This window comes from Phyllobacterium chamaecytisi, from assembly GCF_020164455.1.
In the GTDB taxonomy this organism is placed as follows: Bacteria; Pseudomonadota; Alphaproteobacteria; order Rhizobiales; family Rhizobiaceae; genus Phyllobacterium; species Phyllobacterium chamaecytisi.
This window is the reverse complement of the sequence record NZ_JAIQWW010000002.1, coordinates 203,600-215,086: the sequence shown is the minus strand read 5'-3', so window position 1 is coordinate 215,086 and position 11,487 is coordinate 203,600. Positions and strand designations below refer to the sequence as shown.

Sequence of the window (11,487 nt, the reverse complement as noted above, 5' to 3'; positions counted from 1 at the left end):
AGTGAAATGCCTATAATGTTGTCACTGACAACATAGAGCGGATAACATGAACGCAGTTGACGAATTTCGTAGTTTCAATCGCTTTTTTACAAGGGAAATCGGACTGCTCGACAAGCACCTGCTTGCCAGCGACTACACTTTGGCAGAGGGCCGCGTATTATATGAACTTGCCAACAATGGCGAACAGACGGCCGCCGATATCGGCCGCAGTCTGCACATGGACAAGGCCCATCTCAGCCGCATCGTCTCACGCTTCGAAAAGCGCAAGCTCGTGCGCGTTCGTGCCAGCTCAACACATGGACGGCAGCGTCTCATAACGCTGACCCCGGCGGGCCAAGAGGTCTTTTCCGGCCTCAATCTGCGCTCGCAGCTTCAGATGGAGCAAATCCTTGCACCCCTGGATGACGATGCCCGCAGGCAGCTGGTATCGTCCATGCGTCAGATCAGAAACCTTATCGATGCCGAAAACCATGTGCCGGACGAGGTGAAATATCGTGGCCTCCAGCCCGGCGATCTCGGCTGGGTCATCCACCGGCAGGCAGTGCTTTATTATCAGGAATATGGCCTGGACTGGACCTATGAAGCGCTGGTCGCTGAAATCCTGTCGAAATTCGTCACCAATTTCAATCCGGAACGCGAAGCAGCGTGGATTGCCGAACATGCCGGTTCGATCGCCGGGTCCATATTCCTCGTCCAGAGCGAGGATCCTGAAGTCGCGAAGCTGCGCCTTCTCTATGTCGAACAGAGCGCGCGCGGTCTTGGTATCGGTCGAACGCTCGTTGCAACCTGTATCGAGCGTGCGAGGGAGGCCGGCTACCGGCAGATCAAACTATGGACAAATGACGTCCTCGTCTCGGCGCGCCGCATATACGAGGCAGCCGGATTTCGCCTGATCGATGAGGAAAAGCATCATTCCTTCGGCCAGGATCTGGTGGGGCAGACATGGGTACGCGATCTTCAATAGTTTGGAGTGGGCTTAATCACCAGAGCACCACCCAATCGTGTGCTGATGCAACCAATGGGCGCTAAACACGTTGCATCTAGACTGATTGCATCAATCTGGCGCTTTGCGCTGCCGCAGCCAACCCATGGACTGCGTCAAATTTCATACAATTTTTTTATAACGAAACCTTAGCCAACGTGGATCCCTTGCGAATCTGCACGGGGGACTGTTCATGAGGAATGACGAAAAAAATTGCGCAGCCGACTATGCGCCTTATCTAACGCCGGTAATGCCATACATAACCCTGCTGATAGTGTGGGTTGCGCTCGTGCTTTGGGCAGGAAAGGCCTACCACTCCTGGCATATCGTGATGTGACGGAGCAAGGCTACGCCGAAGCCTGAAATGTTTCCTGATAGCGCAGCCATCTGGACTGAAGCACAAACCAGAGCTCGGGCATGATGCCAAGCGTTCTGTCGATGCGTGTCGCAATGTCCAGCGTAATCGGATGCTGGCCGGCAATGATGGCGTCGATGATTGCCACGGGCATCTCGACGCGCCGCGCAAAGTCTTCGGTCGAAAGACCGTTGCATTCGATGCACTGACGCAAATGCTCGCCAGGGTGGATCGCCCAGTGCGGCGTCCAGCGATTTGCTGTGTTCATGTGCTTTACCGATCAGGTTTGATTCGCGTACCCGAAAGATAATGGGCGGCCATGTCAGACGGATGAAAAATTCATGGCGCAAAAGCGGCGGCAGCTTTCCGCAAGTCACATTGTGGTTAGTTATGTCGACTTGCCGATTTCATCGACGTGATGCTGGATGCTCATGCGATCGAGCGATTTGAGCGGAAGGTTGACGAAAATCTTCAACCGGCGATCAAGTTCCATCATCGTGCGGGAAAATGCCTGCTTGCGCTCCCACGGCTCACCGGTAGCCTGGACAGGATCGGACGACTCCCAATGGGCCGTGACCGGGACGCCCGGCCATTCAGGCATGGGCTCTCCTGCGGCTTGATCATTCAATGTGAAGACAAAATCGAGGTCACGCGCACCTTCAAGGCCGAACTCGCGATAATGCTTGGGATGCAGGCCATCCACCGTAAAGCCGGTCTGCTCAAGCAATTCCTTCGTTTCAGGATCAATCGCCTCCCCGGGCTCCGTGCCGGCGCTATAGGCTACGAAGTGGGGCTTTCCGATGCGATTGAGAATCGCCTCGGCCATCATGCTCCTTGCAGAATTGCGATGCGAGAGAAACAGGACGTGGAAGACTTTATCATTCACGGCGGGATCTCCTTGTTCTGATTGAAGGCCAGATATTTAACACAGTATGATTCAAAAATGTGACAACCGTCCGCCGAAACGTGCCCGACACTGCGTGAAGGACGACCTCATGCTGGTTAAATGCCCGGATTCGTGTATGATTCGCCAAGTTGTCAAGCGTGCCTGCGTCATGGTTAATCATGGGGGAACAGCATGCCCGACAGACATGAATTTCATAGAGTGGAAATTTGCGGCCGTATCTTCACAGGATCCATTTCTGCTGAGGGTCCGTGTCTGAAAATGCTTGAGAACCGCACCTATGGTCGCGGTGTACCCTTGGGCGCGGCGCTTTCGATCTCCAAAGGTACCGGCAGAACCTATTATGCGATCTGCAAATATACTGAACCGCATATCCTGCTGCCGCGCTTTTCCGATGAAGACATCGAAATTGTCGCCCGGGAATTCGGTATCCCGATTTCGGGAAGGATCCGTCCGCGGTCATTCACGGAAAGTCCCGCCTGGATCGCTTTGAGAAAATGGGCGAAAGAACATCCAGGCATTGCCCGGGCGTGCTCCCATACGGACAGCTACGTCCCAGGGTGGTACAGCATGGTCTCCAGGGAAAACAGCGCAGGCTTGCTGCAGCGCGTTTAGAGGCTAACGGTACCCTGCGGCCTGCAACTCGAAAAGCTCGGCATAGCGCCCGGCCTGCGCGACAAGTTCCTCATGCGTGCCGGCAGCTTCGACCTTGCCATCAGCGAGAACGAGAATACGGTCGGCCATGCGCACACTGGAGAAACGGTGCGAGATGAGAATCGCCGTCTTGCCTTCGCTGAGCTCCTTGAAACGCCGGAACACCTCGAACTCGGAGCGGGCGTCGAGCGCTGCTGTCGGCTCATCGAGGATCAGTACCTCGGCCTCGCGCATATAGGCTCTGGCGATGGCAATTTTCTGCCACTCGCCGCCCGATAGCTCAACGCCGTTCTTGAAACGCTTGCCGATCATCTGCTCGTACTGACCGGGAAGCTTGGCGATGACACCATCAGCCTGGCTGCGCGACGCCGCTTGCGCGATGCGGGGATGATCGTCCCGGTAAGCGATCCTGCCAACCGCAATATTATCGGAAGCACTGAGATTGTAGCGCACGAAATCCTGGAAGATCACACCCATATTGCCCCGTAGCGCCTCAAGATCATATTCGCGCAGATCATGGCCATCGAGCAGGATCCGGCCTTCATCCGGGTCGTAGAGGCGGGTCAGAAGCTTCACCAGGGTCGTCTTGCCAGCGCCATTTTCACCGACAAGCGCCACCACTTCGCCCGCATGCAGGGTGAAGCTGAGGTGGCGGACGGCCCAGCGCTCCGCGCCGGGATAGATGAACCCGACATCGTCGAACACGAAGCCCTGACGGATCGGATGCGGGAAAGGACGTGGATTTTCCGGCGAGAGGATTTCCGGTTTGACCTCGAAGAAGGCGAACAGATCATCAAGATAGAGCGCTTGTCCCGCCGTACTTGAAAAGCTTGTCAGAAGCCCTTCGAGCAGGGTGCGCAGGCGCCGGAACGAGCCGGCGAGGAAGGTCAGATCGCCGATGGAAAACTCGCCGCCCAGCGTGCGCAGGACGATATAGGCGTAGGCAAGATAGTAGCCGACAGTACCCATCGCGGTGAAGAGACCGCCCCAGCTGGCACGGCGCAGCGCGAGTATGCGATTGGCAGCATAGAAATCGGTGGCGAGACGCACGTAGCGGTCTATCAGGAAACTGTGCAGCCCGAAGATCTTGACTTCCTTGGCGGTCTCGACGCTGGCTGCGGTCTGCCGCACATAATCGAGTTCGCGCCGCTCCGGCGTGCGGACAAAATCGAGCGAATAGCTTTGGGCGTTGAAGTGCGCCTCGCCCAGAAAGGCCGGAACCAGAGCCAGAAACAACAGGACGATGAGCCAGGGTGCATAGACGATCAGCCCGGCGGCAAAGCTCGCAACCGTCACCATGTCCTGTGCCTGGCTGAGCAATTGCCCCATCAGCGTCATGCGCCCGCTCGACTGGCGACGGGCTCGCTCGAGCTGATCCTGAAACTCGGCGTCCTCGAAATCCTCCAGATCAAGCGTTGCCGCATGCTGCATCAGGCGAACGCTTGAGCTATTGGACACGCGCTCCGATAGCAGGCTGTCGATCAGGGATACGACCCGCCCAAGAATATCCGACAGAACCGCCAGCGCGAATTCGGCAAGAAGCAGCAGGCCCAGCCAGTTCAGGAGGCCGCTGTTCAGCCACTGCGACAGAGTTTCCGGCTTGTTCGGCGTTTGCACCAGCAAGACCACATCGTCGATGATGAGCTTGCCGACGAACAGCGTTATAACGGGCAGGAGCGCCCGGCCCAGACGCAGGACGAGCGATGCCGCAGTCAGCTGCGGACTTGTCCGCCATACCATCAACAGGAATGGCCAAAGGTTCTTCAGAGCCCCGAAACGTTCCCGGAGGGTATGGACCTCTGGCAAGGGCGGCCCTCCCAGGGCTCGCCCGGGTGCCCCTCGCGGAACCCGTCCGCCACTGCTGTAAGTCCTCGGCATACGAGATAATCCTGTTTTCCGGCGGCTGTTGTCAATCGCGCGAAATTGGGGAGCAAACGGCCAGGGAACTTGGTGAAAAGTAGTCGCGTCTCAGCGTTGCTTCGCCTTGCGGGCAGCATAACGCCGGTCGCGTTCCGCCTTGCGCTCAGCTTCATCGGCAAGGACACGTGCGACATGTCTGTTTGCTTCGACCTTGGCGGCTTCCGCTTCGGCCAAGGCGGCCTCGGCCAGCGCATCGGCTTCTGCCTGCTTGCGGGCCAGTTCTTCTTGCGCCAACCGCTCTTTTTCCGCACGCCGCGCTTCACGCGCCGCTGCGATTGCCTCCCGCTCGGCTCGTTTTGCCTGCATCTCGGGATCAGTCGGCTTGGGTGCACTATCGAACTTCTTGAGAAGCAGTTTCTTCGCCTCGGCTGCAGCAGTGCGGCGCTCAGCCAATTCTTTGAGATTTTTCAACCGGTGGTCATCCTTGTTCGTATATTGAGCGAGCTGCTTGCGCTCGCGACGTCAATTCCATTGAAAAGGCCAGGCATCGGCCTGGCCTCCGTCATATATTTCAGTTTACGCCATGGTCACCCTCTTGGCGACCACAAACTGAACGCTGATCAGGCAGCGCTCAATTGATCGGCTGACATCTTGCCCGACTTCTTGTCGCGCACCAGCTCGTAATTGATCTTCTGGCCATCATTGAGGCTGCGCAATCCGGCGCGCTCAACAGCAGAGATATGCACGAACACATCCGCGCCGCCGTCCTCAGGTTGAATAAAACCAAAACCTTTTGTGGAATTGAACCATTTAACTGTGCCTGTGGCCATATTAAGCCCTCCCTGCCAACTTCAACCTGGATATCGTACACATGCACGATAACCGTTTCTATCGAGTTTTGAAGGAGAAGGTAGAAGCGCTTGCACGCGAAAAACTTCGACAATCAAAAATTCAACGCAGCTTTTATAGAATTGAATTCGAATTGTTTCAACTCGCTTCACGCAAAACAATTTAGGTGAGAAAATTTACGCATGCGGCCAAATATTGTTATCATCCGGTCCAACCCGGCCATCTGGCTTCCGGAAACACGCAAACCGAAAGAATTGATATGACCGAGACGTTCGTAATTGCGCAGGGCGGCGGGCCGACTGCCGTTATAAACCAGACACTGGCAGGCGCCGCGATCGAGATCCGCAAGCGTCACAAGGATGCACGCGTTCTTGGCGCGCTACATGGCGTGCGCGGTATACGCGACGGGAATTTCGTCGATCTTTCCGCTTTGAGCGAACAGGACCTCCGCCGAATCGCCGCAACGCCGAGCGCAGCCTTGGGAAGTACGCGCGACAAACCTGACGCCGCCTACTGCGAGGTCATCCTCAAAGGCCTCCATAAGGCCGGCGCGACCGCGTTCATTTATATCGGCGGTAATGATACGGCCGGTACGCAGCAAATTCTGGCCGACGCCGCCGGCAAGGACATCGCTTTTGTCCACGCCCCGAAGACGATAGACAATGACCTTGTCGAAAACGACCATACGCCCGGATTCATCTCCGCAGCCGAGTTGGTTGCAGGGGCCTTTTTGAGCGTCGATCTCGATTTTCGCGCCTTGCCGGGAATCTATGTCGGCATCGTCATGGGCCGTCATGCTGGTTTTCTCACCACGGCAGCCGCCGCATGGCAGCTTGACGAAGAGAGTGGACCGCATCTTCTCTACGTGCCCGAGCGGGCGTTCTCGCCGGAACGATTCATCGACGACGTGCGCGAAGCCACCTCGCGCCATGGACGCTGCATCGTGGCAATGTCAGAGGGTGTGACGGCCGAAGATGGACGATCGGTCGTCGAAAACCTCGTTCTACCCGACCGGCTCGAGCGCGATGCACATGGGAACGTGCGCCTTTCGGGTGGCGATCTCGGAATGACAATCGAGGAGTTGATCCGAACCGGGCTGCCCGGGGCTCGGGCTCGCGTCGATACATTCGGCTATTTGCCGCGTGGCAATATCGCAACCATCAACGAGACGGACGCGCGCGAAGCTTTTGAAGCCGGTGTTTTTGCGGTGGAAGCTGCGGCCCGCGGGGGTGGATCAGTTGCCTTGCAGTATGAAAATGGAAAAACCAGTCCGCAACTAATACCGCTCGCCAATGTCGCCGGAAAGACGAAGCATCTGCCGGATGATTTCATGCTGCCCGATACAAACCAGATCTCAACGCAAGGCCGAGCCTATCTGGAAAGACTGCTTCCTCGCAAGTTCGACCCGGCAAAGCCATTTGTTTGAGTTTCAAAACCCTTGTGTTCTGCAAAAGTACCGCATAGGATATTCCATATCGGTAAAAATTATCGCTGTATTTTCTCTTTTGTGAAAGTCTAGCCGCTTGCGGGAACATCTGGATCAGACGGATAGGCGGCTTGTCAAACAGCTTTCGCAGGATGCGCAGCCTGGGTTGACGCGTCTTGCTGAAACGATGGCGATGTCCGTGCCAACGGTACGCACCCGCCTTCGCAACTTGCTGGATCGAAACCTCCTGAAGATCGTCGGACTGCTCAACCTGACGGAACGTCCCGAGCTGATCTCGGCCATCGTCGGTGTCAATACACAGGGGCGCGGCCGCGTACGCGAGATCGCGGAACGGATTGCAGCGCTCCCCTTCGTCACGTCGGCATGTGTCGTAACCGGACGGTTCGACATCATCGTCGATGTGGTCATCGCAGGCGACATTGCCGATCTTTACCGGGTTACCAGCGAGTTGATACCCGGGGTCGGCGACCTCGGAGAGATCGTACGAAGCGAGACCTTTGTGGTCATGGCATCGTGCAACAAATGGGTGAGCTTGCCGGAGGGATGCTGGACTGATCCGGCAATGGCACCAAAAACGAATTAAAGAGCCCAATAAAGGGCGGGGAATACCAACGGAGGACACAAGAATGAAAGTTACTCGACTATTCGTCGCAGGGATTGCCCTGCTCGGCATGACTGTCGCAGCAAATGCCGGAACACTCGACGAGATCACCAAGCGCGGCGAACTGCGCGTCGCGGTTCAGACGCAGGGCCCGCCCTTCTCCATGGTCGATGCGGCTGGCAAGCGCACGGGAAGCTCGGTCGAGCTTGCCGAACTGATGGCGAAGGAAATGGGCGTAAAAATCACGTTCCAGGATTATGACTGGGATGGTCTGATCCCGGCACTGCTTTCCGGCAAGGCCGATCTGCTGGTCGCAGACATGACGCCGACGCTGGCACGGGCGATGAAAGTCGCTTTCACCAAGCCTTTCATGTACACGGGAAGCGCTGTCTTTGCCAAGACTGACAGCAAATTCGGCACCATGGATGCTTGCAAGGCCAAGGGCACGAAGATCGCCGTGCTCCTTGGAGCAACGGGCGAAAAAGTGGCAAAGGAGACTTTCCCCGATGCCGAAATCAAGAGCTACAAGGGCGGCGGTCCGCTCCTGCTCGATGCTGTCAACAACGGCCAGGCCGATTGCGGCGTAAACGATGTCTCGGCGGTCAAGGGTCAGCAGGCCGCTTATCCGGCTGGAAGCTTCACCATCATGCCGGAAGTCCTGTCGAAAGAGCCGCTGGCATTCGCCACACGCTATGACGAGCAGGACCTTCTCGTCTGGATGAACCTGTTCCTCGATCAGGTCGCGCTTGACGGCCGTCTGCAGAAGAACCTGGATTACTGGGTCAATTCTGAAGCCTGGAAGAAAGACCATCAATAGCATGTTCTGGGCGTCGCGCGTGGAGCGAAATTTGCTCCACGCATGCCGTCCGGCCGCTTTTTGATAGCTTCCCGGCATGCTTGAAAACTTCAGCTTTCGCACCATCGTCGAATATCTGCCCCTTTTCGGGCAGGGATTTGCTGCGACGCTGTGGCTGTCGATTGTTTCGTTCGCCGGCGCGCTTGCCGTTGGCATCATCCTGTGTGCGATGAACCTGCAGCGCTCGCGGCTTTTACAGCTTCCGGCAAAAATATACATAGACGCGATCCGCGCGACACCGCTGCTGGCACAACTCTATTTCCTATATTTTGGCCTGCCTCGGCTCGGAGTCGTCTTGCCAGAACTCATCGTCGGCATTCTCGCTTTGGCTTTGAATAGCGGCGCCTATATCGCCGAGATCATCCGCGCCGGCATTCTCTCGATTTCGCGTGGACAGGTGGAGGCCGGCATTGCGTCCGGGATGACGTATTCCCAGCGCATGCGCCTGGTGATCCTGCCGCAGGCCATCCGGGTAACCATTCCACCGCTGCTCGGGCAAGCCATCGTTCTGGTAAAGGACTCGGCGTTACTGTCGTTGATTTCCGTTGCCGAACTGACGCGGGCGGGCCAATTGCTGGCGTCGGACAGGTTCATGCCAGCTGAAGGTTTCCTTACGACTGCCGCGTGCTATCTCGTCCTCTACTACGGGCTGAAGTCCCTGGCGGTTTTGTCGGCGCGCTGGCTCGGTGTGCGCCCGATCGGGAGCCGCACATGATCTGGTTTCAGCTCCAAAGCCTGATGGGCAGCTATCCACTGGCATTGCGCGGTCTCGGCATGACCATTGCCCTGTCTGGAATAAGCCTGGTGCTCGGCACCATCCTCGGCTTTGCGCTTGGTGTCTTGCGCACGAGTGGCAGTCGCTTGCTGGATTCTATAATCGGATTGTGGGTCGACCTCATTCGCGGAACGCCATTCCTCGTACAGATATTCCTGATCTTTTTTATCCTTCCTGAACTCGGTGTTGAGCTCGACGCCTTCACCGCAGGGATCATAGCGTTGACCAACCTCGCAGCCTGCTTCATTTGCGAGATCGTCGCAGCCGGCATCCGTTCGGTACCGACCGGGCAGGTCGAGGCGGCGCTCGCGTCCGGCTTGTCGCAGTGGCAGCGGATGCGTCAGGTGGTGCTGCCGCAAGCGATGCGTGTCTCCCTGCCGCCGCTTGTTGGCCAATATGTGCTTCTCATCAAGGATTCGTCGGTCGTCTCCGCTATCGGCCTGACAGATCTTACCCGGGTCGGCTGGCTGGTGGTTCAGCGGGTACCCAATGGGTTGCTCGTGTTCGCCATCGTCGGCATCGGTTATTTTGTCGTGTGCTATCCGCTCATCCTGCTCGCCCGCCGTCTGGAGAGACGCATGAGCGCCGCCCATGGCGAGGTGCAATTGTGATGCATTTCCGTCCCATCAACGAAGGCAGCCAGATATGATCGAGTTTCGCGGCGTCAACAAATGGTTCGGCGCGCTTCATGTTCTCAAAGATATCACGCTCAGTGTAGAGCCACGCGAAGTCGTCGTTGTGTGCGGCCCCAGCGGTTCGGGCAAGAGCACGCTGATCCGCTGCATCAATGGCCTCGAGACCATCAAGGACGGCGATCTTGTCGTCGATGGGCAGCGTCTCGGCGACCGCGCCACCAACATGACCGAACTGCGTACCGAAATCGGCTTCGTCTTTCAGGCTTTCAATCTCTATCCGCACAAGACGGCACTCGAAAACGTCACGCTTGCACCGATCCATGTGCGAAAAATCGCTCGCGGTGAGGCCGAGGCGTCGGGCCGCGAGATGCTGGCGAAAGTCGGCCTCGGCGATAAGTTCAATGCTTATCCTTCCGAGCTGTCCGGTGGTCAGCAGCAACGTGTTGCCATCGCGCGTTGCCTGTGCATGCGCCCGAAAATCATGCTTTTCGACGAGCCCACGTCAGCTCTCGATCCCGAGATGATCAGCGAGGTACTGGACGTGATGGTCGGCGTCGCCGAAGAGGGCATGACCATGATGGTGGTGACGCATGAGATGGGTTTTGCCCGCAAAGTGGCGCAGCGGGTCGTCTTCATGGATGCCGGCGCCGTCGTTGAAACCGGCACGCCCGAAGAGTTTTTCTCCGATCCCAAGACCGATCGAAGCCGCGCCTTCCTGAGCAAGATTCTGCGGCATTGACCGTACCGGTGTGTGATCAAGCGAGAGATCAACCCTCGGCCTGATCACTGAAATCAGGCGACGCCGCCATTGGCGCGCAGGACCTGGCCATTGACCCAGCCGCCGTCAGGACCGACGAGGAACGAGACCACACCGACGATATCATTGGGCTGACCGAGGCGTTCGAGCGGCGGCATTTTGGCAAACGTCGCAATCACTTCCTCGGTTTTGCCCTTGAGAAAGAGGTCCGTAGCGATAGGTCCAGGAGCGACCGCGTTGACCGTAATGTTCCTGCCACGAAGTTCCTTGGAGAGCACATGGGTGAAGGCTTCAACCGCTGCCTTTGTACCATTATAGAGAGCATAGCCAGGCAATTTGATTGCTACGCTCGTCGACGAGAAGTTGACGATCCGTCCACCATCCCTCAAACGCTTGGCTGCTTCACGTAACGTGTTGAAAGTACCCTTGGTATTGATGGCGAAGTGGCGATCGAATTCTTCATCGCTCGTGTCAGCCAGCGGGATCGTCTTCAAAACGCCGGCATTGTTGATCAGGACGTCTACACCCCCGAAAGCCGCTTCAGCGGAATCGAACATGCGCCGCACTGCTGCAGCGTCGGCGACATTCGCCTGTGCAGTCACCGCCTTGCCACCGCTGGCTTCGATCTTGTCAACCAGCTCCTGAGCCTCTTTGGCGCTGCCCGCATAATTTACGACCACGGTAAAGCCATCGCTGGCCAGCCGTTCTGCGATTGCTGCGCCAATACCGCGAGATGCTCCGGTGACGATTGCAACCTTGTTTGTCTGTTGAGTCATGGTCTTGATCCTCTTCATGGGCTGTTCAATGACGAA

Annotated in this window: 14 protein-coding genes; 8 read left to right on the top strand and 6 right to left on the bottom strand. The window is 57.2% G+C overall.

Features of this window, described 5'->3' with window-relative positions; genetic code table 11:
• Positions 1 to 46: 46 nt before the first annotated feature.
• Positions 47 to 964 (top strand): bifunctional helix-turn-helix transcriptional regulator/GNAT family N-acetyltransferase, encoded by a 918-nt coding sequence (locus LB462_RS04765; protein WP_224506212.1) that lies wholly within the window; start codon positions 47 to 49, stop codon positions 962 to 964.
• Positions 965 to 1,329: 365 nt separating this feature from the next.
• Here LB462_RS04765 and LB462_RS04760 read toward each other — a convergent pair whose 3' ends face one another.
• Positions 1,330 to 1,605, bottom strand: coding sequence for a helix-turn-helix transcriptional regulator (locus LB462_RS04760; RefSeq protein ID WP_114430524.1), 276 nt, complete (start codon positions 1,603 to 1,605; stop codon positions 1,330 to 1,332).
• A 120-nt stretch (positions 1,606 to 1,725) separates the two neighbouring features.
• Positions 1,726 to 2,223, bottom strand: a complete 498-nt coding sequence (locus LB462_RS04755; RefSeq protein WP_224506211.1) for an arsenate reductase ArsC — start codon at positions 2,221 to 2,223, stop codon at positions 1,726 to 1,728.
• 279 nt (positions 2,224 to 2,502) lie between these two features.
• On the opposite strand from LB462_RS04755, the gene LB462_RS04750 reads away from it, so the two are divergent.
• Complete coding sequence (locus tag LB462_RS04750; RefSeq protein WP_224506210.1) at positions 2,503 to 2,856, top strand: hypothetical protein; 354 nt, start codon at positions 2,503 to 2,505, stop codon at positions 2,854 to 2,856.
• A gap of 3 nt (positions 2,857 to 2,859) precedes the next feature.
• Here LB462_RS04750 and LB462_RS04745 read toward each other — a convergent pair whose 3' ends face one another.
• From LB462_RS04745 to LB462_RS04735, 3 genes are all read right to left on the bottom strand, one after another.
• Positions 2,860 to 4,773, bottom strand: coding sequence for an ABC transporter ATP-binding protein (locus LB462_RS04745; RefSeq protein ID WP_224506209.1), 1,914 nt, complete (start codon positions 4,771 to 4,773; stop codon positions 2,860 to 2,862).
• Between the two features lie 90 nt (positions 4,774 to 4,863).
• A complete protein-coding gene (locus LB462_RS04740) occupies positions 4,864 to 5,226 on the bottom strand; it encodes a DUF6481 family protein (protein ID WP_114430528.1) in 363 nt (120 codons plus the stop codon).
• Positions 5,227 to 5,375: 149 nt separating this feature from the next.
• A complete protein-coding gene (locus LB462_RS04735) occupies positions 5,376 to 5,585 on the bottom strand; it encodes a cold-shock protein (RefSeq protein WP_112528883.1) in 210 nt (69 codons plus the stop codon).
• 278 nt (positions 5,586 to 5,863) lie between these two features.
• Here LB462_RS04735 and LB462_RS04730 point away from each other — a divergent pair, with 278 nt between their 5' ends.
• From LB462_RS04730 to LB462_RS04705, 6 genes are all read left to right on the top strand, one after another.
• A complete protein-coding gene (locus LB462_RS04730; RefSeq protein WP_224506208.1) occupies positions 5,864 to 7,030 on the top strand; it encodes a diphosphate--fructose-6-phosphate 1-phosphotransferase in 1,167 nt (388 codons plus the stop codon).
• 97 nt (positions 7,031 to 7,127) lie between these two features.
• Positions 7,128 to 7,634 carry an Lrp/AsnC family transcriptional regulator gene (locus LB462_RS04725; RefSeq protein ID WP_112528879.1) on the top strand — a complete coding sequence of 169 codons (507 nt, stop codon included), beginning with the start codon at positions 7,128 to 7,130 and terminating at the stop codon, positions 7,632 to 7,634.
• Between the two features lie 43 nt (positions 7,635 to 7,677).
• Positions 7,678 to 8,469, top strand: a complete 792-nt coding sequence (locus LB462_RS04720) for an ABC transporter substrate-binding protein (protein WP_224506207.1) — start codon at positions 7,678 to 7,680, stop codon at positions 8,467 to 8,469.
• A gap of 76 nt (positions 8,470 to 8,545) precedes the next feature.
• Complete coding sequence (locus tag LB462_RS04715) at positions 8,546 to 9,223, top strand: amino acid ABC transporter permease (protein WP_224506206.1); 678 nt, start codon at positions 8,546 to 8,548, stop codon at positions 9,221 to 9,223.
• Positions 9,220 to 9,894: an amino acid ABC transporter permease gene (locus tag LB462_RS04710; protein ID WP_224506205.1), complete on the top strand. Its 675-nt coding sequence runs from the start codon at positions 9,220 to 9,222 to the stop codon at positions 9,892 to 9,894. Before LB462_RS04715 ends, LB462_RS04710 begins: the two co-directional genes overlap by 4 nt.
• 34 nt (positions 9,895 to 9,928) lie before the next feature.
• Positions 9,929 to 10,657, top strand: coding sequence for an amino acid ABC transporter ATP-binding protein (locus LB462_RS04705; protein WP_224506204.1), 729 nt, complete (start codon positions 9,929 to 9,931; stop codon positions 10,655 to 10,657).
• A gap of 53 nt (positions 10,658 to 10,710) precedes the next feature.
• Here LB462_RS04705 and LB462_RS04700 read toward each other — a convergent pair whose 3' ends face one another.
• Positions 10,711 to 11,451, bottom strand: coding sequence for an SDR family oxidoreductase (locus LB462_RS04700; protein WP_224506203.1), 741 nt, complete (start codon positions 11,449 to 11,451; stop codon positions 10,711 to 10,713).
• Positions 11,452 to 11,487 lie beyond the last annotated feature (36 nt).